The sequence below is a fragment of the Nocardia sp. NPDC127526 genome (assembly GCF_042672265.1).
Taxonomy (GTDB): domain Bacteria; phylum Actinomycetota; class Actinomycetes; order Mycobacteriales; family Mycobacteriaceae; genus Nocardia.
Map to the genome: position 1 here is coordinate 50,221 of NZ_JBHXVO010000028.1, position 20,199 is coordinate 70,419.

21 protein-coding genes and 1 pseudogene are annotated in these 20,199 nt (G+C 68.5%); 17 read left to right on the forward strand and 5 right to left on the reverse strand.

All coding sequences use genetic code 11. From position 1 onward, the window contains the following. Nucleotides 1-10: 10 nt before the first annotated feature. Complete coding sequence (locus ACFVIV_RS31525; protein WP_379202626.1) at nucleotides 11-1,438, reverse strand: ABC1 kinase family protein; 1,428 nt, start codon at nucleotides 1,436-1,438, stop codon at nucleotides 11-13. 180 nt (nucleotides 1,439-1,618) lie between these two features. On the opposite strand from ACFVIV_RS31525, the gene ACFVIV_RS31530 reads away from it, so the two are divergent. Both ACFVIV_RS31530 and ACFVIV_RS31535 read left to right on the forward strand, forming a co-directional pair. Continuing rightward, on the forward strand, nucleotides 1,619-2,278 hold the full coding sequence (locus ACFVIV_RS31530; RefSeq protein WP_379202628.1) for a TetR/AcrR family transcriptional regulator: 660 nt from the start codon (nucleotides 1,619-1,621) through the stop codon (nucleotides 2,276-2,278). 72 nt (nucleotides 2,279-2,350) lie between these two features. Further along, nucleotides 2,351-3,253: a hypothetical protein gene (locus ACFVIV_RS31535; protein WP_379202630.1), complete on the forward strand. Its 903-nt coding sequence runs from the start codon at nucleotides 2,351-2,353 to the stop codon at nucleotides 3,251-3,253. Between the two features lie 12 nt (nucleotides 3,254-3,265). On the opposite strand, the gene ACFVIV_RS31540 is transcribed toward ACFVIV_RS31535, so the two are convergent. Continuing rightward, the gene (locus tag ACFVIV_RS31540) at nucleotides 3,266-3,754 is read right to left on the reverse strand and encodes a hypothetical protein (protein WP_379202632.1); all 489 of its coding nucleotides are present in this window, start codon (nucleotides 3,752-3,754) and stop codon (nucleotides 3,266-3,268) included. Nucleotides 3,755-4,011: 257 nt separating this feature from the next. Here ACFVIV_RS31540 and ACFVIV_RS31545 point away from each other — a divergent pair, with 257 nt between their 5' ends. The 3 genes from ACFVIV_RS31545 to ACFVIV_RS31555 are packed head-to-tail and all read left to right on the forward strand — an operon-like array spanning nucleotide 4,012 to nucleotide 7,339. Next, nucleotides 4,012-4,674, forward strand: coding sequence for a TetR/AcrR family transcriptional regulator (locus tag ACFVIV_RS31545; protein ID WP_379202634.1), 663 nt, complete (start codon nucleotides 4,012-4,014; stop codon nucleotides 4,672-4,674). Then, nucleotides 4,671-5,525 carry a 3-hydroxyacyl-CoA dehydrogenase gene (locus tag ACFVIV_RS31550; protein WP_379202636.1) on the forward strand — a complete coding sequence of 285 codons (855 nt, stop codon included), beginning with the start codon at nucleotides 4,671-4,673 and terminating at the stop codon, nucleotides 5,523-5,525. The genes ACFVIV_RS31545 and ACFVIV_RS31550 overlap by 4 nt, the downstream gene beginning before the upstream one ends. Nucleotides 5,526-5,569: 44 nt before the next feature. Then, complete coding sequence (locus ACFVIV_RS31555) at nucleotides 5,570-7,339, forward strand: oleate hydratase (RefSeq protein WP_379202638.1); 1,770 nt, start codon at nucleotides 5,570-5,572, stop codon at nucleotides 7,337-7,339. 78 nt (nucleotides 7,340-7,417) lie between these two features. On the opposite strand, the gene ACFVIV_RS31560 is transcribed toward ACFVIV_RS31555, so the two are convergent. Continuing rightward, on the reverse strand, nucleotides 7,418-7,870 hold the full coding sequence (locus ACFVIV_RS31560; RefSeq protein WP_379202640.1) for a DUF6069 family protein: 453 nt from the start codon (nucleotides 7,868-7,870) through the stop codon (nucleotides 7,418-7,420). Between the two features lie 156 nt (nucleotides 7,871-8,026). On the opposite strand from ACFVIV_RS31560, the gene ACFVIV_RS31565 reads away from it, so the two are divergent. Together ACFVIV_RS31565 and ACFVIV_RS31570 are read left to right on the forward strand one after the other, a co-directional pair. Then, nucleotides 8,027-8,935: a LysR substrate-binding domain-containing protein gene (locus ACFVIV_RS31565; protein ID WP_379202642.1), complete on the forward strand. Its 909-nt coding sequence runs from the start codon at nucleotides 8,027-8,029 to the stop codon at nucleotides 8,933-8,935. Nucleotides 8,936-9,003: 68 nt separating this feature from the next. Continuing rightward, nucleotides 9,004-10,206, forward strand: coding sequence for an MFS transporter (locus ACFVIV_RS31570; RefSeq protein ID WP_379202644.1), 1,203 nt, complete (start codon nucleotides 9,004-9,006; stop codon nucleotides 10,204-10,206). On the opposite strand, the gene ACFVIV_RS31575 is transcribed toward ACFVIV_RS31570, so the two are convergent. Continuing rightward, on the reverse strand, nucleotides 10,150-11,076 hold the full coding sequence (locus tag ACFVIV_RS31575) for a LysR family transcriptional regulator (RefSeq protein ID WP_379202646.1): 927 nt from the start codon (nucleotides 11,074-11,076) through the stop codon (nucleotides 10,150-10,152). The genes ACFVIV_RS31570 and ACFVIV_RS31575 overlap by 57 nt on opposite strands. A gap of 121 nt (nucleotides 11,077-11,197) precedes the next feature. On the opposite strand from ACFVIV_RS31575, the gene ACFVIV_RS31580 reads away from it, so the two are divergent. From ACFVIV_RS31580 to ACFVIV_RS31615, 8 genes and pseudogenes are all read left to right on the forward strand, one after another. Continuing rightward, entirely contained in the window at nucleotides 11,198-11,890 is a 693-nt protein-coding gene (locus ACFVIV_RS31580; RefSeq protein WP_379202648.1) for a type 1 glutamine amidotransferase domain-containing protein, read from the forward strand. A 5-nt stretch (nucleotides 11,891-11,895) separates the two neighbouring features. Next, nucleotides 11,896-12,447 (forward strand): TetR/AcrR family transcriptional regulator, encoded by a 552-nt coding sequence (locus tag ACFVIV_RS31585; RefSeq protein ID WP_379202650.1) that lies wholly within the window; start codon nucleotides 11,896-11,898, stop codon nucleotides 12,445-12,447. Then, nucleotides 12,443-12,607: pseudogene (locus tag ACFVIV_RS31590) on the forward strand (NADP-dependent oxidoreductase); the annotation flags it as partial. The gene ACFVIV_RS31585 and the pseudogene ACFVIV_RS31590, both read left to right, overlap by 5 nt. Before the next feature lie 145 nt (nucleotides 12,608-12,752). Next, the gene (locus ACFVIV_RS31595; protein ID WP_379202652.1) at nucleotides 12,753-13,553 is read left to right on the forward strand and encodes an SGNH/GDSL hydrolase family protein; all 801 of its coding nucleotides are present in this window, start codon (nucleotides 12,753-12,755) and stop codon (nucleotides 13,551-13,553) included. Nucleotides 13,554-13,701: 148 nt separating this feature from the next. Then, a complete protein-coding gene (locus ACFVIV_RS31600) occupies nucleotides 13,702-15,270 on the forward strand; it encodes a VWA domain-containing protein (RefSeq protein ID WP_379202654.1) in 1,569 nt (522 codons plus the stop codon). Between the two features lie 8 nt (nucleotides 15,271-15,278). Then, nucleotides 15,279-15,866: a hypothetical protein gene (locus ACFVIV_RS31605; RefSeq protein ID WP_379202656.1), complete on the forward strand. Its 588-nt coding sequence runs from the start codon at nucleotides 15,279-15,281 to the stop codon at nucleotides 15,864-15,866. Continuing rightward, the gene (locus tag ACFVIV_RS31610) at nucleotides 15,863-16,993 is read left to right on the forward strand and encodes a hypothetical protein (protein WP_379202658.1); all 1,131 of its coding nucleotides are present in this window, start codon (nucleotides 15,863-15,865) and stop codon (nucleotides 16,991-16,993) included. Before ACFVIV_RS31605 ends, ACFVIV_RS31610 begins: the two co-directional genes overlap by 4 nt. 96 nt (nucleotides 16,994-17,089) lie before the next feature. Beyond that, a complete protein-coding gene (locus ACFVIV_RS31615; protein WP_379202660.1) occupies nucleotides 17,090-17,572 on the forward strand; it encodes a hypothetical protein in 483 nt (160 codons plus the stop codon). A 111-nt stretch (nucleotides 17,573-17,683) separates the two neighbouring features. On the opposite strand, the gene ACFVIV_RS31620 is transcribed toward ACFVIV_RS31615, so the two are convergent. Next, on the reverse strand, nucleotides 17,684-18,148 hold the full coding sequence (locus ACFVIV_RS31620; RefSeq protein ID WP_379202662.1) for a PaaI family thioesterase: 465 nt from the start codon (nucleotides 18,146-18,148) through the stop codon (nucleotides 17,684-17,686). Between the two features lie 170 nt (nucleotides 18,149-18,318). On the opposite strand from ACFVIV_RS31620, the gene ACFVIV_RS31625 reads away from it, so the two are divergent. After that, nucleotides 18,319-18,969: a GntR family transcriptional regulator gene (locus ACFVIV_RS31625; protein ID WP_379202664.1), complete on the forward strand. Its 651-nt coding sequence runs from the start codon at nucleotides 18,319-18,321 to the stop codon at nucleotides 18,967-18,969. Beyond that, nucleotides 18,969-20,195 (forward strand): MFS transporter, encoded by a 1,227-nt coding sequence (locus tag ACFVIV_RS31630; RefSeq protein ID WP_379202666.1) that lies wholly within the window; start codon nucleotides 18,969-18,971, stop codon nucleotides 20,193-20,195. Before ACFVIV_RS31625 ends, ACFVIV_RS31630 begins: the two co-directional genes overlap by 1 nt. Nucleotides 20,196-20,199 lie beyond the last annotated feature (4 nt).

Below are 20,199 nucleotides of genomic sequence, written 5' to 3' on the forward strand. Positions count from 1 at the left end.
GTTGGGACGATCAGCCGGCCGCGGCCAGAGTCGTGATCGCCCACTCGGATTCCGCCTCGATGCGGCCGAGTTCGGTGACGGGTGCGTCGTTGTACTGCCACTCGCGGGCGATGCGATGCCAATTGCCCTCGGCCCGCAGCTGTCCCAGCGCCGCCATCACCATGACCAGGGTGCGCAGCGTGACCAGCTGCTCCTGCGGCACCGACTGCTTGCGAATCAGCCCGAAGCTGTCGGAGGTGGGCACAATGGTCTGCGCCATGGCGTCGTTCACCATTTCCGGTGTGATGCACAGGTTTTCATCGGTGGTCAGCCAGCCGATCACCGCGCCGACAATGCCCGCGGCCTCGTCCACCGGCACGGAGTCCGGCTCGGGAATGAAGCCCGCCTCGCTCAGCGCCCGATGCACGCCCACCGCGTCGTCCTCGGCCATGGCCCGCTGGATCCGGAGCTGATGCTCGACCGCCTCGGCCGCGACGTACTTGTAGAGACCGAAATCCAGGAATGCGACCCGGCCGTCATCACCGACCAGGAAGTTGCCCGGATGCGGATCACCGGAGAACTGCCGGTAGCGCAGCATGCCGCCGCCGAAGAAGCGGAAGAGTATCTCCGCCACGCGATTCCGCGTCTGCTGATCGGCGTCCTTGATCTCCTCGAATCCACGCCCCGCAAAGAATTCGGTGACCAGCACCCGCCGCCCCGACAGGCTCGACACCACATCGGGCACCACGATGAACGGATGCCCGCGATAGAGCCGGGCCGCCGCGCGCTGATTCTGCGCCTCCAGCTCGTAGTCCAGCTCCTCCTCCACCCGATCCCGGATCTCATCGGCCATGGCCTTCGTATCCAGAGCGGGCGCAATGATTTTCAGCCCGTGGGTGAGCAGCGCCATGTTCTTGATATCGGCCCGCACCGCCTTGTCGATGCCCGGGTACTGCACCTTGACGCAGACCTCGCGGCCGTCGTGCAGCCGGGCCCGGTACACCTGGCCGATGGAGGCCGAGGCCAGCGGCGCGTCCTCGAAGTGCGCGAAGTGCTCGGCCAGCTTGCCGCCGAGATCCTCCTCGATCACCTTGCGCATCTTGTCGAACGACACTGTCGGCGCCGAATCGCGCAGCTGGGCAAGGGCTTTCTGGAAGTCCTCGCGAATCTCGTCCGGGAAGATGCCGCCGTCCACCACCGACAGCGCCTGCCCGATCTTCATGGCGGCCCCGCGCATGGTGCCCAGCCCGTTGACCAGCGCGCGCATGGCCTCGGCCTGCCGGCGGTCCATGACCACCTTCTTCTTGTCCTCGCCGCGCCCCACCGTGGCGACCTTCGCACCGGCCTGCCGCAGCACCTGGCCGGCGGCAATGCGGCCCAGTGCGGCGGTACGCACCGCGCGGGAGGTGGGGACCTCCTTGTCCACCGGATCTTTCTTGGACACGGGATCTTTCGCCATGTTCGTCTCCATGCTGCTGAACGGGCGATCTGCGGTCGCCCGCATCAATGAATGAGGTCTCATTCACCAAAAAGCTAACAGCCGCCCGACACCTCTGTAAATAAGTGAACGAGACCTCACTCACCTAATTTTCCGGGCGGTACGCTGTTCCCGTCGCCGTCACTCCCCGAGAAAGCGCCCATGACCGCCGAAGGATCGACCGCCCCCGACCGCCCCAAACGCGGCCGTCCCCCGCGCGCCGAATTGGCCGCCCAGCGCCGCCGCGAGCTGATCGAGACCGCCTACGCCGTCTTCATCGAGAAGGGCTACACCGCCGCGGGCGTCAGCGACATCACCGATCGCCTCGGCGTCGCCACCGGCACCTTCTACCGCTACTTCGACTCCAAGCGCGACATGCTCGACCACGTCATCGATTTCGGCATCGAGAAGATGTTCGACGTGGCCCGCGAGGCCTGGGGCGACGGCCCGCCGGAGGACTTCGAAGGCTTCCTCACCCATGTCCGCGCCGTCGGCGAGGCCGTGCTGCGCGCCGTCGACGAGGAACCCGGCATGGTCCGCATGCTCATGTTCGAGGGCACCGCCGTCGACGCCGAACTCACCGCCCGGCTGCTGGCGGTCAACGAAGCGCTCGCCGCCGGCACCGCCGCCGCGCTCGAACTCGGTATGGCCCGGGGCTACCTGCGTGCGGACATCGACACCCACACCCTCGGCCGTGCCATCTACATGATGCTGACCCCCAGCATGGTCGACATGATGTCCGGCCCCTTGGGACCGGAAGCCCGCGCACACAATCTCGACGCCATTCTCGACCTGCTGCTCAACGGTTTGCGCAAGCGCTGACAACGGCCTGCGCGCGCACTGATCCGGGCTGTAGCGAACCGACGAGTCCGCATGCTCGTAGGCTTGGGCGGTATGAACCTCGAAGAGGTTGCGGCCGAGCTGTACGGGGTGCCGCCCGGAGAGTTCGTGGCGGTGCGCACCGAGCGGGCGCAGCAGGCGCGGGACGGCGGGGACAAGGCGCTGGCCACCGCCATCGGCACATTGCGGCGGCCGACCGTGGCGGCGTGGGCGGTGAATCTGCTGGCCCGCGAAGCGGGCGAGGATGTGGGCGCACTGCTGGAGGTGGGCGACGCCCTGCGGGAGGCGCAGCGGCGGCTGTCGGGTGAGCAGTTGCGAACGCTCACCACACAGCGCCAGCAGGTGGTCAACGCGCTCACCCGGAAGGCCGGTGAGCTGGCCGCGGCGCACGGGCAGCGGCCGAGCGAATCGGTACTGCGCGATGTCGGCAGCACGCTGCAGGCGGCGCTGGCGGATCCGGAGGTCGCCGAGCAGGTCCGGGCCGGGACGCTGACCGCGGCAGCCAGCTATGAGGGCTTCGGCCCGGCCGCCCTCGTCGCCGTCGGGACCGACCGGTCCAGCGAATCCGATTCCAGGGCATCGAAAGCCGCTGACCAGCAGGATCGGCAGGTCACCGCGGCCACGCGCACAGCCGGTAAAGCGCCGCGCACGGACAAGTCCCCGGATGCGGGGGCCGCGGTGCGCCGTGAACTCGGGGAGCTGATCGCCGAGGTCGAATCCGCGCGCGCCGAACAGGCTTCCGCCGCATCCGAGCACGACCGCGCGGCCGCCGACCTGGCCGAACTCGACTCCCGCATCGCGGGCCTGCGCGACGAGCTGGCCCGGGCCGAGGATCAGCGCCGCTTCAGCGTGGCCGCTGAACGCCGGGCGCGCGACGTCCTGCGCCGCGCCGACCGGCATCTGGAAGGACTCGTACGCCGCGCGCAGCAGGTCCGGGGGCGGCTGCCCGCCGACTGATCGGCGGGCGCGCTACGACCCGATCATGAGCGGGCGCGGCGGGTGCAGTTCGACGAGTGCGACCAGGTCACCGTAGGGGACCGAGCCATTGGCGAGGCGATGGACCATGCGCGCCAGGGCGGTTCGCGCGCCGTACTTGATGCGCATGCCCTCGTGGATCCGCTCGGCCAGATAGTGGTCGCCGATAATGCGGGCGGTGCCGTAATGCTGGCGCGAACCCAGCGCCGGGCGGCCGCGCCAATCACCGGCCTGGATCACCACCCGGCCGTCATAGGCCAGCTGCTCGGCTTCCGCGCCGTGCGAGGAGAGCAGAAAGGCCAGCCGGCCGTGATCGGCGGGCAACACCAGGTGCGGGGTGGTGGCGACACTGCCGGGGGCGATGGGGCGGGTCACCAGGACGGACTTCGAATCCCACCAGAGCGAGCCGGGATGCCAGGTGTCGGGGGTGGTGGCGGGTGGACGGGGGTGGAAGGCCGCTGCGGGTACCGTACGCGTTGCCATAATCAGTCGAACTCCAAAACTGTTGTTTTCCAATGCCTTTCGAACACGGGTCACGTGGACGTGGGTGGCTTGCGCAGCGGCTCGGCCCGGCTTCCATGACGGGGAGCGCCGTAATTGTCCCGATCTCGAGATTAGCGGTGTCCGGGACGGCGTGCCACGACCCCCCTGCCCGGAATCAGGGGTTGCCAGATCGATAACTGGGAGTACGCTCATTACTGAGCCTAATCATTTACCAGCCGCAGGTCCGGAGGTGCCGGATGACCGAACCGCCCACGTCGGCGCAGGTCGGCCGGCGCTTGCGAAATATGCACGATAAGCAATCGCGCATCTTCGAAGCCGCGACCACGCTGTTTGCTGAACGCGGCTTCGAGAACGTTACGACACAACAGATCTCGGACCGCGCGGATATCGCGGCGGGCACGCTGTTCCGGTACGCGGCGACCAAGGGCGAGTTGCTGCTCATGGTGTACAACGAGGATTTCCGGGCAGCCCTGGAACGCGGCGAACGCGAGGCGCGGGCGCAGCGGGACCCGGTGAAAGCCATTCTCGCCATGACCGCGCCGATTGCCGAGGCCGCCAACCGGCATCCCGCGAATACTGTTGTGTACCAACGCGAATTGCTGTTCGGATCCCCCACCGACAAATACCGTTCGGAAGGGCTCGCCCTGGTCGCCCGATTGGAGTCCATGATCGCCGAACGACTGGCCCAGGACGCCCGGGCCCGCCGCCTCGATTCACCCCGGCTCGAGGGTCAGGCCAGGCTGGCCGGGCGCACCGTCTTCGCGGTTCTGCAATTGGCCGTTGTCCAACCTGCGACAGGCGCACATCCCGGCCACAATGCCCTCGCCGATCTGCGCGCCCAGATCGCCCAGATCGTCGCCGGCTTCTTCGCTTCGCTCGAGAACAGGAGAAAAGCATGACCATTCGCAAGGTGACCGTCCTCGGCACCGGAGTCCTGGGTTCGCAGATCGCATTCCAGACCGCGTTCAGCGGATTCGATGTCACCGCCTACGACATCACCGAGGAGGCCCTGCAAGCCGGACGAGCGCGCTTCGAGAAACTCGCGGCCGTCTACCGGACCCAGGTGAAAGGCGGCGGGAACGGCAAGGCCGAGCAGGCCGCCGCCGCCATCACCCTGACCGCCGATCTCGCGAACGCGGTGCGGGAGGCCGACCTGGTGATCGAGGCGGTGCCGGAGGTGCTCTCGATCAAGCAGCAGACCTATGAGAAGCTCGCCGAACTCGCGCCGCAGAAGACCATTTTCGCCACCAATTCCTCGACGCTGCTGCCCAGCGCCATGAAGGATTTCACCGGCCGCCCGGATCGATTCCTGGCCCTGCACTTCGCCAATCAGATCTGGCATTTCAATACCGCCGAGGTGATGGGCACCACCGAAACCGATCCCGAGGTCTTCCACGAGGTCGTGGACTTCGCCTCGGCCATCGGCATGGTGCCGATCCAGATCCACAAGGAGAAGGCGGGATACGTCCTCAATTCGCTGCTGGTGCCGCTGCTGAACTCCGCCATGGCCCTGGCCGCCGGCGGCTACGCCGATCCGGAGGCGATCGACCAGACCTGGCAGATCGGCACGGGCGCACCCGCCGGGCCCTTCCACATACTCGATGTGATCGGCCTCACCACGCCCTACAACATTCTCGCCAATAGCGATGACGAGAACGTCAAGCAACTCGCGAAGTGGTTGAAGGACAACTACATCGACAAGGGCAAGCTCGGCATCGCCACCGGGGAGGGCTTCTACAAATACAGCTAGAACAGCGCGGCAGTACTTCGAACCACCTGCGGGAGAGGAGTCACATGTTCTACAGCAACGGCAATTACGAGGCGTTCGCCCGGCCACGCAAACCGGCGGGGGTCGACGGCAAGACGGCGTGGTTCGTGGGCGCGGGACTCGCGTCCATGTCCGGCGCGGCCTTCCTGATCCGGGATGGGCAGATGTCCGGTGAGAAGATCACCATCCTGGAGGAGCTGAAGCTGCCCGGCGGCGCGCTCGACGGCATCAAGGAACCGAAGAAGGGCTTCGTGATTCGCGGCGGGCGCGAAATGGAGAACCACTTCGAATGCCTGTGGGATCTCTATCGCTCCATCCCATCCATCGAGATCGACGGCGCCAGCGTCCTGGACGAATTCTATTGGCTCAACAAGGACGACCCGAACTACTCGCTGCAGCGCGCCACCGTGAAGCGCGGTCAGGACGCGCACACCGACGGCCTGTTCACGCTGAACGACAAGGCGCAGAAGGAGATCACCAAGATCTTCCTCGCCACCCGCGAGGAGATGGAGAACAAGCGCATCGACGAGGTCTTCTCGAAGGACTTCCTGGACAGCAACTTCTGGATGTACTGGCGCACCATGTTCGCCTTCGAGGAATGGCACAGCGCGCTGGAGATGAAGCTGTACCTGCACCGCTTCGTGCACCACATCGGCGGACTGCCGGACTTCTCGGCGCTGAAGTTCACCAAGTACAACCAGTACGAGTCACTGGTGCTGCCGCTCTACCGCTGGCTGCTCGATCAGGGCGTGACCTTCAAATTCGACACCACGGTCACCGACGTGGACTTCGACCTGAGCGCGAAACGCAAGCAGGCCACCCGGATTCACTGGGTCAGCGAGGGCGTCGCGGGCGGGGTCGATCTCGGCCCGGACGATCTGGTGCTCATGACCATCGGCTCGCTCACCGAGAACTCCGACGAGGGCGACCAGCACACCCCGGCGAAGCTGAACGAGGGCCCGGCCCCGGCCTGGGATCTGTGGCGGCGAATCGCCGCCAAGGACAAGGCCTTCGGCCATCCGGACGTCTTCGCCGGGGACATCTCCCGCACCAAGTGGGAGTCGGCCACCGTCACCACGCTCGATCAGCGCATCCCCGAATACATTCAGAAGATCTGCAAGCGGGATCCCTTCAGCGGCAAGGTGGTCACCGGCGGCATCGTCACCGTCAAGGACTCCAGCTGGCTGATGAGCTGGACGGTCAACCGCCAGCCGCACTTCAAGCAGCAGCCCAAGGATCAGATCGTCGTCTGGGTCTATTCGCTGTTCGTGGACAAACCCGGCGACTATGTGAAGAAGCCCATGCAGGACTGCAACGGCGAGGAGATCACCCAGGAATGGCTGTACCACATGGGCGTTCCCGAGGCCGACATCCCGGAGCTGGCCGCCGACGCCGCCAAGTGCGTTCCGTGCATGATGCCCTACGTCACGGCCTTCTTCATGCCGCGCAAGGCCGGTGACCGCCCCGACGTGGTCCCCGAGGGCTCGGTCAACTTCGCCTTCATCGGCCAGTTCGCCGAAACCACCCGCGACTGCATATTCACCACCGAGTACTCGGTCCGCACCGGCATGGAAGCCGCCTACCAGTTGCTCGATATCGAACGCGGCGTCCCCGAGGTCTTCAACTCCACCTATGACGTCCGCACCCTGCTGACCGCCGTCACCCGGCTGCGCGACGGCGACCCCATCGATATCCCCGGCCCGGAGTTCCTGCGCCGCAAGCTGATCAGCAAGCTCGATCGGACCGAGATCGGTGAGCTCATGGCGGAGTACGGCCTCATCGGCGACAAGAAATAGGCCGCCGCACAACACGGGGAAGGGCCCGCATCCATGGGATGCGGGCCCTTCCCTACAGGCGGCGCTCGATTCGCACATTCAGCGCCCGATCAGCGTGCGCCGGATGCCCTCGGTGGCGGCGACCAGGGCGGGCACCAGGGTCAGGTGGGTGACCGACAGGGCGATGGTGGAGGCGGTGTCGAAATCGGCGGCCACGGTCATGGCGATGGTCCCGACCGCGAGCACCGAGCCGATCACGGCCGCCAGGCGCAGCACGCCCACCCACTTGTAGGACAGCAGTGCGGCGGCGGTGAGCCCGATCAGCAGCGGCACCGCGGTCATCATGATGATGCCGCCCGGCGCCACATCCTGAACCCGACTGCCATTGCTCACCTCGAAGGATCCGCCCGCGAGTTCCCCGAGCAGCCAGACGATCACATTGGCCAGCACGGCCCCGGCGACCGCGCCGAGCACGGCGACCGGACGGCTCAGCGCCGGAATGCGAAGGGCGGGACGGACATTGGCGGCGGTGGTGGTTGCCACGGTGGTCATGATGATCTCCTGAGTCGAAGCTGTGAAGTTCGTGTGAGTTCATCTTGAAACCTGAACAATTATTTAGGTCAAGGCGATGGCGACCGGACGTGTCCCACCTCACAGCCGGGGCTCGGCGAAGCAAGCGGGATGCGCCGCAACTGGTTACATGACCGTGTGGAGCTGCGACAGTTGCGCTATTTCGTGACCGTGGCCGAAGAACTGCACTTCGGCCGCGCCGCGGCGCGACTGCACATCGCGCAGCCGGCCGTCAGCCAGCAGGTGCGCCGGCTGGAGCGGGAACTGCAGGTGCAGCTGCTGGATCGGTCCCCGCGGCGGGTGCGGCTGACCGAAGCCGGATCGCGCTTCCTCCCGGCCGCTCGCACGGTGCTCGCGGCCGCCGATCAGGCCCGCGCATCGGTGGCGGAGCTGGCCCGCGGGCGGGCGGAGGTGTTCCGGCTGGGCACGATCACCGGCCTGGGGGAACGCCTCGACACCGTGCTCGACGCCTTCGCGGAGCAGGCGCCGCAGGTCCGCGTCGAGCTGGTGGCATTGCCGGTTCGCGAGCGCATGGCACAGGTGGCCGACGGCCGCCTCGACGCCGCGTTCGTGCGCTCCCCCTCCCCGGCGGACAGTCCCGACTTGGATTTCCTGCCCGCCTGGAACGATCCCCTGGTGGCCGCCCTCCCGGCCCGGCACCCGCTGGCGGCGCACGACTCGGTGCGCCTGGCCGAGCTGGCGTCGACACCGCTGAGCCTGACCGAACGCCGCAATCATCCGGGCCTGGTGGATCTTGTCGTAACCTCCTGTGTGCGAGCGGGTTTCGAACCGGCTCCGCTACCCGCGGCGGCCACGCTGCAGGACACCCTCGCCGCCATCGGCGCCGGTCCGCCCATGTGGACGGTGGTCTACGCCGCCAATGCCCGTCAGCTGCACAACCCCCGCGTGACATTCCGGCCGTTCGCCGATGAGGGCATGTCGCTGCCCATCGCGCTCGCGGTACGCGGAGACTCCACCTCGGCCACGCTGACCTTGCTCGCCGCGCTGCTCGCGCACGCGGGCGATCCGCCCGAGCAGCAACGATAAGCATTCGATATCGCTGCGAGCACGCAATGCCCATTGGTTGCCACCGCCCGCCGCGGTGTGCTCTTCCCATGCCTATCGCTGTTGTCGCGCTCGCGGTCTGCGCGTTCGCCATCGGTCTCACCGAATTCGTGGTCGCCGGGCTACTGCCGGATATCGCTGGAGACCTTCACGTTTCGATTCCCACGGCGGGAATGCTGGTGTCGGGGTATGCCTTCGGCGTCGTGGTCGGCGCGCCCGTGCTCACCGCGCTGACCGGCCGCACCGAGCGCCGTCGCCTGCTCACCGGGCTCATGACCCTGTTCCTGGCCGGCACTGCGCTCTCCGCCCTCGCCTCCGCCTACGGCATGCTCATGATCGGCCGGGTGGCCGCCGCCCTGGCGCACGGCGCGTTCATGGGCGTCGCCATGGCCACCGCGGCCGATCTCGTGGCCCCCGGCAAGCGCGGTCGCGCCGTCTCGCTGGTCGCCACCGGCGTGACCGTGGCGACCGTGCTCGGCGTGCCCCTGGGCACGCTGGTCGGACAGCACCTGGGTTGGCGGTCCGCGTTCTGGCTCGTCATCCTGTGCGCGGCAATCGGTCTGGCCGGGATCATGACCCTGGTGCCGCGGGCCGAGCCCGCCGCGACGGGCGACATTCGCGGCGAACTGACCGTGCTGCGCCGCCCGCAGGTGCTGCTGGTGCTGGCGGCGACCGTGCTCGGTTTCGGCGGCGTCATGACCTCCTACACCTATATCGCCGAAATGGTCACCCGGGTAACCGGTTTCGGCGCGGGGGCGGTCACCTGGATCACCATGCTGTTCGGCCTGGGCATGTTCGCCGGGAACCTGATCAGCGGCCGCGTCACCGACCGCCACCCGCGCGCCGCCGTGCTCACGGCGGTGGCCGCCCTGGCCCTGGTGCTGGCCGCGTTCACCGTCACCGTCCACGACAAGACCGCCACCTGCGTGACCGTCTTCCTGTTCGGCGCGGCGGCGGGCGGCACCGTCATCCCGATGCAGATGCGCATCATGGCCAAGGCCGGCGATGCCCCGGCACTGGCTTCCTCGGCCAATGTGGCGGCCTTCAATCTCGCCAATACCCTTGGGCCGCTGCTCGGCGGCGCGCTCATCGGCAGCGGCGCGGGTTATCCCGCGCTCAACCTGGCCGGCGCTGTGGTCACCGCGATCGGCCTGGGCATCGCCGCCCTGGCCGTGTACCTGGACCGCGACGGATCGTCAGTGCGCGCAGACTCGCCAGATGCCGGCCACTTCGCGCAGGCGGGAGCGGATTAGATCGAGGTGCGGACTACCCGGCCCGCCGACCCGGCGGGCCAGGTAGATGGTGTTGATGGGAGCGTCTTCGGGGTCCAGGAGGGTGACGATCGAACCGGCGGCCAGTTCGCGCGAGCACAGGTAACGCGGGAGAACGGAGATGCCCGCCCCGGCGACGACCGCGGACAGGACGGACCGCAGGTCGGGAATGACCAGGGCGGGCTCGGCTTCCAGACGGGTTTCGAACACATGCCGCCAATAGCGGCGCAGGATCGGCAGATCGGGGGCGTAGCTGATCAGGGGCACGCCGGTGAAATCGTTGGCGCGCAAGCGGTCCGGGTCGGCGCGGGCGGCCAGGTCGGGGGCGGCGACCAGCACGAATTCCTCGTCGGCGAGGGGTTCGGAGAGGACGGCGCGGCCGCGGGGGCGAATGCTGGAGATGACCAGATCCAGTTTGCCGACGCGCAGGTCGGCCAGCAGGTCGTCGGCCAGGCCGGTGGTGACGACGAGGCGGACGCCCTGGGCGAGCTGCGGCGCCAGGGTCGGGAGCACCAGGGCGGCGAGCAGTTCGGCGGGGCCGCCGAGCAGGACGGGAGGTTCGGCGCGAGCGTGCGGGTCGGCCGCGCCGAGCACGGTGGCGAGGGAATCCAGGGGTGCGGCGATGCGGGCGGCCAGGTCGTGCGCGACGGCCGTGGGGGCGACGCCGCGCGGCAGGCGTTCGAACAGGGGGCGGTCCAGCCGGCGCTCCAGCGCTTGCAACTGAGCGGTCACGGTGGGCTGGGACAGACCGACGGCATTCGCGCCCGCGGTCAGCGATCCGGCCCGGTACACGGCCAGGAACGTGCGGAGCTGCGCCAAGTCCAGCGAGCCATCGGCATTTCTATGTCCCATATCGACGAGTCTATTGGCAATCCGATCCGAGGGTGCCTACCGTTGACCACGCGACGAACTGACATTCCGCATTCGGAGTGTCAGGACGTCGGGACAAGACTTCCCACTCGAGGAGAATCGCATGTCGCGAATCCTGTTCGTCATGACCGGCGTCGACTACTGGACGCTGGCCGACGGTTCCAAGCACCCGACCGGCTACTGGGCCGAGGAGTTCGCCGCGCCCTACGAGGCGTTCACCGCCGCCGGGCACGAGATCGTGGTGGCGACGCCGGGCGGCGTGGCGCCCGCGGTCGACCGCGGCAGCCTGGCTCCGGAGGCCAACGGCGGCCCCGAGGGCGCGGAGAAGATAGCCGAAACCCTGCGCAAGGCAAGCGCATTGACCAGCCCGGTGCGGCTCGAAGAGGTCGACCTCGCCGAGTTCGACGCGGTCTACTACCCGGGCGGCCACGGTCCGATGGAAGACCTGGCCGTGAACGCCGACTCCGGCAGGCTGCTCGCGGCCGCGCTGGCCTCGGGCAAGCCGCTCGGCGTGGTCTGCCATGCCCCGGCCGCCCTGCTGGCCACCGCCGATGCCGAGGGCAACTCTCCCTTCGCGGGCTACCGGGTGACCGGCTTCACCAATGCCGAGGAGACCATCGCGGGCTTCGCGGACAAGGCCAAGTGGCTGCTGCAGGACCGCCTCGTCGCCCTGGGGACCGACTTCCGCGCGGGTGCGCCGTGGGCGCCGCACATCGAGGTGGACCGCAACCTGTACACCGGCCAGAATCCGGCCTCCTCCGCCCCGCTGGCCGCGGAGCTGCTGAAGGCGCTCTGAGCGCGATGGCCGACCGGACCGCCGAGGTGCTCGACGCCACCCTGCGCTGTCTGCTGCGCTACGGGGCGCGACGCACCACGATGGACGATATCGCCTCGGAGACAGGCGTTTCCCGGTCGGCCGTCTATCAGTACGTCCGCAACAAGGACGATGCCGTGCGGCAGGTCGCCGCCCGGCTGCACGACGGGGCGCTGCGGCACGCCCGCGCGGCGGCGGGCGGGGACGCACCGCTGCCGGATCGCGTCTTCGCCATCCTGTCGGCGAAGCTCGAGCTCACCGCCGGGCCGTTCGCCGAATCACCGCACGCCGCAGAGCTTCTCGATGAACAGGCCCGGCTCTGCGGCGATATCTGCCGCCGTTTCACCGATGACCTGCGCGCACTGCTCACCGGCGTACTGACCGCGGCGAATCGGCCCAATGCCGAGGACACCGCCGCAATCCTGCTGGCCGCCGCCTGCGGCCTGCTCGGCGCGGGCCGCGCCGATCTGCTGCGCCGCACCTCGGATGCCCTGCTCGCGGGGCTTCACCCGAAAGACCTCGAAGGAACATCGATATGACAATGTGGGCGGCGATCACCTCGACGCCGCCCTGCTGGCCATGAACCGGTTCGGCCGGGTCGCCCTGTGCGGCGCCATCTCCGTCTACAACGATGTCGAGCTCCCGGCCGGGCCCCGCCAGCTGCCGCTGGCAATCGGCAAGCGAATCACCCTGCGCGGGCGCCGATACCGGCAAGATGCTGGTCCGGCTCGCGAACGACTGACAGGTCTCCAGTTGCGATGGAGTGAACTTCGGGCGACTTCACTGCCCGCGCGGGCGGTTCATCGGTGATGATCTGTCTACAGTCACCGAAAGGCGATTCATCATGCGCGACGGCATATTCACCCGCTATGTCGCCCTGGGCGACAGTCAAACCGAAGGCGTGGGCGACGGCGACGATCTGACCGGCCTGCGCGGCTGGGCCGACCGGCTGGCCGAGCGGCTGGCGGTGGTCAATCCGGAGCTGCGCTATGCCAATCTGGCGGTGCGCGGCAAGCTGGCCGGGCAGATCCGGGCCCAGCAGCTGGACGCGGCGCTGGCGCTGCGGCCGGATCTGGTCACCGTCATGGCCGGCATGAACGATCTGCTGCGGCCGAGCTTCGACGCGGACGAGGTCGCCGAGCACCTGCACGCCATGTTCGCCGCCCTCACCGCGCAGGGCGCGACCGTGGTGACGCTGACCTTTCCCGATGTCGGGCAGATCATTCCGCTCACCCGGCCGATTCGCGGCCGCGTGCACGCCATGAACGCGCGGATGCGGGCGGCCGCCGACCGCTACGGCGTGATCGTCGCCGAGACCGGGCATCACCCGGTGGTCGCCGACCGGCGCCTGTGGAGCGCGGACCGGCTGCACGCCAGCCCGCTCGGGCATCAGCTCATCGCCGATGCCGTCGCCCACGCGCTGGCGCTGCCGAGCAGTTCCGACGCCTGGACGCTGCCGCTGACCCCGCCGCTGCCCGCCCCGGGTGTGCTCGGCGCCCTCTCGGAGGAATTGCAGTGGGTGGCAACCGCCTTGGTGCCGTGGGCCATCCATCGCCTGCAGGGCCGCTCCTCGGGCGACGCCCGCGTCCCCAAACGCCCCGATCTGCTGCCGCTGCTGCGCTCGGATTCGCCCATCTCCCACTGACCCCGCAGGGTTCCTTCGGCGGTCACCGAATGTTCACCCAACCTCCCTGTTGCCCTGTTTAGGCTGCGGACATCGAGGGGAAGGTGGCGCCAAATTGCCCGTCCGGCGCACGAAAGTGCTTGTCGCGGTATTGCTCACACTTGCGGCCGTGATTGCGGGCTGCAGCGGCGACGATACACAGGACCCGAGCCGGGTCACCGAATACGACCCCAGCGCGGACGTGCTGAACTTCGTGGCGGGCTCCGAGCACGAGGCGGTATTCGAGCAGATCGTCGGACCGTGGTGCCGGGACCAGAATCTGACCTGCACCATGACCAAACTGGGCTCGGTGGATCAGGCGCGGGTGCTGCAGTCCGGGGATACGCCCTATGACGCATTCTGGTTCGCCAGCAGCGTTTTCCAGCAGCTCGGCGATACCGGCAACCGGCTGCGCGAGGTGCAGCCGATGTTCAGCACGCCGCTGGTCTACGCCGGGCGCGGATCCGAGCTGGACAAGCTGGGCTTCTCCGGCCGCGAGGTCGGCATCGAGGAGATCCTCGCCGCCGTCGAGGCGAAGAAGACCACCGCATGGATGACCAACCCGACCCAATCCAATTCCGGCGCCACGGTTCTGCTGGGCTACCTGAACTATTTCGCGGGCAATGGCCCGGGCGTGCCGCTCACCCGCGAACAGCTCGACTCCGAACCGGTGCGCGCTGGAATCACCCGCTTCGCCCGCGCTTTCGCCCGCACACCGCCCTCGACCGGCCTGCTCATGGACGAATGCCTGGCCTCCACCGAGTGCAAGACGCTGTTCACCTACGAGGATCTGGTGATCGAGCGCAACAAGGAGCTGGTGGCCACAGGCCAGGAACCGCTGGAGGTGGTGTATCCCAAAGGCGTGCTGGCCATTTCGGACGCACCGCTGGGCTTCTTCCCGCACGGCGACAATCCGGACAAGCTGCGCAACTTCCAGCAGCTGCAGGACTTCCTGCTCGCCGCCGACACCCAGCAGCGGCTGACCGAACTGGGCCGGCGGCCCATCACCAGCATCGGACTGTCACTGCCCGACGCCCCGCGCGCGGTCTTCAACCCCGACTGGGGCATTCAGGCCACGCTGACCGGCCAGCCGATCACCTTCCCCGCCACGGCGGTCATCGATGCCGCGCTGGACAAGTACCAGACCGAATACCGCACCCCCACCGATCTGGTCTACTGCATCGACGCCTCCGGCAGCATGGCCGACAATGGCGGCTGGGACGGCGTGCAGCGCGCCGCCGACCTGCTCTTCGATCCGGTCGAAGCCAAGAAGTACTTCCTGCAGACCGGCCCGCGCGACCGCACCTCCATCCAGCTGTTCGAGGCCGTCACCACCGGCACCCCCTGGCTGGACGGCAATTCCGAGCAGGTCCTGAAGACGCTGCGCGCCACCATCCGGGACCGCGATCCCGGCGGCGAGACCGGCATCTACAAATGCCTGGACGCCGCCGCGCGCCAGTTCAACGGCTCCGCGGACGTGGATCGCAAGCGCCTGGTCATCCTCATGACCGACGGTATGGACACCGAGGGCGGCAGCGCGAATGCCATTGCCAGCGCCGGTGTTCCGGTGGTGACCATCGGCTTCGGCGACGCCGTCAACGACGACGCTCTGAAGCAGATCGCCGAGCGCACCGGCGGCTCGTACTTCACCTCCGACGATATGGTCGCGGCCCTGCGCCAGGCCACCGGGTACCGGTAGGAGCCCGCTTGCCCAGCAATTCCGTCCTGATCGCGGCGCTGGTCGTCCTCGTCGCCTCGTTCCTGGGGCTCTATGCCGTGCTGGGCTCCGCCTTGGGCGCGGCGCTCATCGCGGCGGGCGCGGCGGTCATCGTTTCCCTTGCCGGACAGTCGATATCGTCCGCCCGGGCGCGGCGGCAGCTGCAGCAGCGGGTACAGAAGTCCAATGCGCGGGTGGCCCAGCTCGCGGGCCAGGTCACCGATGTGCACACCCGCGCCTCGCTGCTGCGCGCCTGCGATACCGTTCCCGTGCTGCTGGCCCGCACCGAAACGGTCGATCCGGCAAGCCTTTCCACGACCTATCGCACGCTGGACGACTACCTCGGCAGCGTCGAGGCGGTGCTGGAGCGCTATCTGGAGATCCAGAACCGCCCCGGCCGCTATCACGACGCGGCGGCGCTGCTCGCGCACAGCCGCCAGGTGCTCACCGGGTTCGAGGCCTTCGCCGAGCACAGCGCCGAGCAGCTGCGCGGCGCGAACATGGAGTCGTTCTTCACCGCGCTGGCGCATCTGGAATTGCTCTCTCCCCCACCGCTGCCCCGGATCGAGGACCGATGAACAGATCCCGCCTGCCCCTGCTGATCGCGCTCGTGCTCGCGGTGGTCGCGATCGCCGTCGGCGTCGTGGTGATCCGGGACGCCAATGAACCCCCGGTCGCCATCACCAAGCTCACCTGCCTGGGCGGTTCCGAGAAGTCCTCGCTCATGGCGGATCCCGATGTGCAGCGGATCCTGCGCGAGGACTTCCGGCTGGAGGTGCGCTTCGACAAGCGCGGCTCCTACGATCTGGTGCAGATCCCCACCGATCAATTGCGCGCCCAGCAGATCGGCTGCCTGTGGCCGTCGTCGGCGAGCGCCCGCAGCGTATTCGAGCAGACGCACGACACCGGCGACTTCCCGGACTACCGCGCCGAATCGGTGCTGGAATCCCCCGAGGTCATCTACGCCGGGCCCGCCGCCACCGACGCGCTGCTGCGCGCGGGCATCATCGCCCAGCGCGACAATTCCTACTACATCGTGGATCTCGAGCGGCTGCTGCTGGAATACGTGCTGCCCAAACAGAAGTGGGAGGCCATCGGCGCGCAGAACCTGGTCGGCCCGATCCGCATCACCAGCACCGACCCGAAGACCTCGAACTCCGGTTTCACCCTGGCCCAGCTGGAACTCACCATCGTCGCCTCCGGCGATATCTTCTCCCCGCCCACCCTCGCCGAGGCCAAGGCCGGGCTGCCCACCGTCCGCGGCCTCTACGACGCGCAGGGCCTGCAATCGGAGAGCTCCGACGGCGGTTTCCGGGAATGGCTGATCCAGGGCGCCAGCTCCCTCTACGCGGGCTACGAGAACCAAGTCCTGCAACAGCTCTCCGCCTACCGCGACAACAAGTCCGCGACCGACGCGCTGCTGGCGGGCACCCGCATGCTGTATCCGGACCCCACCATCTTCAACAGCAATCCGATCCTGGCCCTCACCGCCGAGGCCCAGCGGCTCATTACCGCCCTGCAGGATCCGAAGATCCAGGAGATCGCCTGGAAGCGTTATGGTTTCCGCTCCGCCACCCAGCTGGGCGCCGCCGATACCGCCGACTTCCCGCAGATCCCGCTGGCCCTGCAACCGCGCACCACCGCCCCGCCCAAGGCGGACGTGACCCTGCTGCTGCTCGCGTGCCTGCGCGACAACCTCTGCTGATCCGTTCCGCGCGTCTGCGGAGTGTCCGGGCCCCCGCCACGGCATGATGTCGGCGATCGAAGCCGTACGTGACCAATGGAGAGGGGCTCGTTGCCAGTGAAAACCGTGTCGAAGCGCTACTTCCGCCGCGTCACCCTGACCGCCGCCGCGCTCGGCCTGGCCGGTGCGCTCGTCGCGCCCGGTGCGTCCGCGACGGAGCCGGCGCAGCGCATCGTGCTGGACTTCGCCAAGGGCAAGTGCGGCAAGACCACACTGCTGGCCAGGTCGGGAGTGCCGACCACGCTGGAGATCAATACCTCGGACAACTTCACCGACGGTGCGGTCATCGAGCTGCCCGGTAATTCGGTGGCGCTGCCGGACACCTATCGGCCGGTGACCACCACGGTGGATCTCGGGGTGCCCGGGCCGGGCATCCTGAACTTCAAGGTGTCGTCACCGGAATGGCCGGGCAGCGCCGGAACCGGATGCACCGGGCGAATCGTGCTCAGCCCGGTGACGCCGGATTCGGTGCCGCAGCTGCCCGCGATGCCGCAGGTGCAGGTGCCGCAGGTGCAGGTGCCGCAGTTGCCGATCGGCTGAACGCGCGGCCCGGATCGACCACCCTGTCATCCCGGCGTGCTCTTGGCCGGGATCCGCGGTGGATTCCGGCCAAAAGCACGCCGGAATGACGATGCCGGGCCGCCGTCGCGGCTACTTGCCGTGGGCGCGCAGCTGGTACAGCCCCTCGGTCTCCGCCACCACCACGCCATTGGCGTCGGTGACGACGGCCTTCAGGGTGAAATCGGACTTGCCCTTCTCCTCCGCCTCGGCGGCGATGCGGGCGATCTCCTCCGGCGTGAGCGTGGCCTCGGCCTTCACATCGGTGGCGGCCGGCTTGCGGAAGTAGATGTGCAGGTCCTTGACCAGCGGGAAGAACTTGGCGGTGTCGAAGCTGGCAATGGCCAGCGCGCCGCCGAGCACCTCGGCGACGGTGAACAGGACGCCCGCGTACATCACGCCGAAGTGATTGCCATTGCCCTCGGCCGGCACGGTGGTGGCCGCATAGCCGGGACGCACCTCGGTGGCCTTGACACCCATGTTGTGCACGACGGGGATGGTGGCCTCCATCGCGCCGTTGATGATCTCGTGCAGCGGCGGGGCGGCTTCAGTCGTCATGCGGACCTCCATGTCTGTCATTCGGCGCCGCTCACGTATTGGCACAGCGCCAGTAGAGAGAATCATCGCCGGAACCCGGCGCCCGACGCAAGTGCAGGCAGGCTACCGCAGTTCCCGCCGGGGGTGAAGCCCGCCACAGGCCAGCGAATACCGCCTGGTCTGCGCCTAGGATGCAACTTGTGTCTAAGACGTATTCAGCCGCCGAGCGCGCCTACCGCGAGGTCAAGGAACGCATCCTGAGCGGAGCCCTGCCCGGGGGCGAACTGATCAGCGAAGGCGAGATCGCCGAGGCGCTGGGCACCTCGCGGACTCCGGTGCGGGAGGCCTTCCTGCGCCTGGAGACCGAGGGCTGGATGAAGCTGTACCCCAAGCGCGGCGCGCTGGTGGTGCCGGTGCCCTCGCACGAGGCCGAGCATGTGACCCAGGCGCGGTACGTGGTGGAGACCGGCGCGGTGCGCGTGCTGGCGGAGACCGATCGGACCGCGGTCATGAAGGCGCTGCGGACCTCGCTCGACAAGCAGCGCACCCTGGCCGCGGCCGGCGACCTCGACGAGTTCGCGGTGGTGGACGCCGATTTCCATCGCGAGTTCGTGGTGGCCGCGGGCAATCCGCTGCTGGCCGGGTTCTACGACTCGCTGCGGGAACGGCAGCGGCGCATGAACAGCGTGGCGCTGCGGCACGGCGCCATCGACACCGCGCGCATCATCGACCAGCACACCCGCCTGGCGGATCTCATCGAGGCCGGGGACACCGCCGGTTTCGCGGCCGCCCTGGCCGAGCACCTGACGCACGTGCACGGCGTGGAATTGAGAGGACTGTGATGGCCACCCTGGCCGTGGCCGGCAACCCGGCGACCGGAACCCGCACCACCACCCGCGCCTGGCTGGCCGTGTCCACGGCCATCTTCGCCATCGCCTGGGGCGGAAACGAATTCACGCCGCTGCTGGTGATGTACAAGCGGGACGGGCTGCCGCTGGCCACCGTGGATCTGCTGCTGTTCGAGTACGTGCTGGGCATTGTTCCGGCGCTGCTGATCGGCGGCCCGCTGTCGGACCGCTACGGCCGCCGCCCGCTCATGCGCCCGGCGCCATTGATCGCGGCCGCCGGGTCCCTGCTACTGGCCTTCGGATCGTCTTCCGTGCCAATGCTTTCCGCAGGCCGCGTGCTCAGCGGCGTGGCGCTGGGCCTCGCCATGGCGGTGGGCAGCAGCTGGCTCAAGGAGCTGTCCTCGCCGCCGTTCGCGCCCGAAACCGCTTCCGGCACCGGGGCTCGCCGCTCCGCCATGAGCCTGACCGCCGGTTTCGGCATCGGCGCGGGCGTCGCCGGCGTGCTGGCGCAGTGGGGCCCGTGGCCGGGCACGCTGCCCTACCTGATCAATGTCACGCTGTGCCTGGCCGCTGCGGCGTGGCTGCTGCGCACGCCGGAAACCGCTGTCCCCCAACCGCGCCCGGGACGTCTGCTGGACGATCTGAAGATTCCGGCCATCGCGCACCGCCGCTTCCGGCTGATCGTGCTGCCCGTCGCGCTGTGGCTGTTCGCCTGTTCGGCAACGGCTTACGCCATCATGCCGACGCTCATGATGCCCAAGGTGCACGGCGCCCCCATCGCCTTCTCGGCCTTGATCACCGTCGTCACCCTCGGCTGCGGTTTCGGCATCCAATCCGCCGCCCGCCGCTTGGACCGTCCCGGCACCATCCGCCTCCCGGTCCTGACGCTGGCGCTGGTGCTGGCCGGAATGGCCCTGGCCGCAGCGGCTTCCGCCACCCTGTCGCTCTGGCTCGCCTTCGCCACCGCCATGGTGCTGGGCGCGGGTTACGGCATCGGCCTGGTCGCGGGGCTGGTGGAAATCGAGCGCATGGCCCGCCCCGACGACCTCGCGGGCCTGACCGCCGTCTTCTACTCGGTGAGCTACCTCGGCTTCGCCGTGCCCGCCATCATGGCGGTGCTGCACGAGGACGCCGGTCTCGGCTATCCGGCGATGTTCCTGGCGCTCGCGGCCGCGGTGGTCGGGTGCCTCGCCCTGGTCGCCCGCGGCCGCAACGCCTGACCCG

What these genes read in the sequence shown, in the direction of transcription:
- ACFVIV_RS31560 (WP_379202640.1), bottom strand. Translation starts at nt 7,870, where the DNA reads ATGACCACCGTGGCAACCACCACCGCCGCCAATGTCCGTCCCGCCCTT.
- ACFVIV_RS31595 (WP_379202652.1), top strand. Translation starts at nt 12,753, where the DNA reads ATGCGCGACGGCATATTCACCCGCTATGTCGCCCTGGGCGACAGTCAA.
- ACFVIV_RS31535 (WP_379202630.1), top strand. Translation starts at nt 2,351, where the DNA reads ATGAACCTCGAAGAGGTTGCGGCCGAGCTGTACGGGGTGCCGCCCGGA.
- ACFVIV_RS31620 (WP_379202662.1), bottom strand. Translation starts at nt 18,148, where the DNA reads ATGACGACTGAAGCCGCCCCGCCGCTGCACGAGATCATCAACGGCGCG.
- ACFVIV_RS31570 (WP_379202644.1), top strand. Translation starts at nt 9,004, where the DNA reads ATGCCTATCGCTGTTGTCGCGCTCGCGGTCTGCGCGTTCGCCATCGGT.
- ACFVIV_RS31630 (WP_379202666.1), top strand. Translation starts at nt 18,969, where the DNA reads ATGGCCACCCTGGCCGTGGCCGGCAACCCGGCGACCGGAACCCGCACC.
- ACFVIV_RS31575 (WP_379202646.1), bottom strand. Translation starts at nt 11,076, where the DNA reads ATGGGACATAGAAATGCCGATGGCTCGCTGGACTTGGCGCAGCTCCGC.
- ACFVIV_RS31585 (WP_379202650.1), top strand. Translation starts at nt 11,896, where the DNA reads ATGGCCGACCGGACCGCCGAGGTGCTCGACGCCACCCTGCGCTGTCTG.
- ACFVIV_RS31530 (WP_379202628.1), top strand. Translation starts at nt 1,619, where the DNA reads ATGACCGCCGAAGGATCGACCGCCCCCGACCGCCCCAAACGCGGCCGT.
- ACFVIV_RS31555 (WP_379202638.1), top strand. Translation starts at nt 5,570, where the DNA reads ATGTTCTACAGCAACGGCAATTACGAGGCGTTCGCCCGGCCACGCAAA.
- ACFVIV_RS31610 (WP_379202658.1), top strand. Translation starts at nt 15,863, where the DNA reads ATGAACAGATCCCGCCTGCCCCTGCTGATCGCGCTCGTGCTCGCGGTG.
- ACFVIV_RS31580 (WP_379202648.1), top strand. Translation starts at nt 11,198, where the DNA reads ATGTCGCGAATCCTGTTCGTCATGACCGGCGTCGACTACTGGACGCTG.
- ACFVIV_RS31550 (WP_379202636.1), top strand. Translation starts at nt 4,671, where the DNA reads ATGACCATTCGCAAGGTGACCGTCCTCGGCACCGGAGTCCTGGGTTCG.
- ACFVIV_RS31540 (WP_379202632.1), bottom strand. Translation starts at nt 3,754, where the DNA reads ATGGCAACGCGTACGGTACCCGCAGCGGCCTTCCACCCCCGTCCACCC.
- ACFVIV_RS31545 (WP_379202634.1), top strand. Translation starts at nt 4,012, where the DNA reads ATGACCGAACCGCCCACGTCGGCGCAGGTCGGCCGGCGCTTGCGAAAT.
- ACFVIV_RS31625 (WP_379202664.1), top strand. Translation starts at nt 18,319, where the DNA reads ATGCAACTTGTGTCTAAGACGTATTCAGCCGCCGAGCGCGCCTACCGC.
- ACFVIV_RS31525 (WP_379202626.1), bottom strand. Translation starts at nt 1,438, where the DNA reads ATGGCGAAAGATCCCGTGTCCAAGAAAGATCCGGTGGACAAGGAGGTC.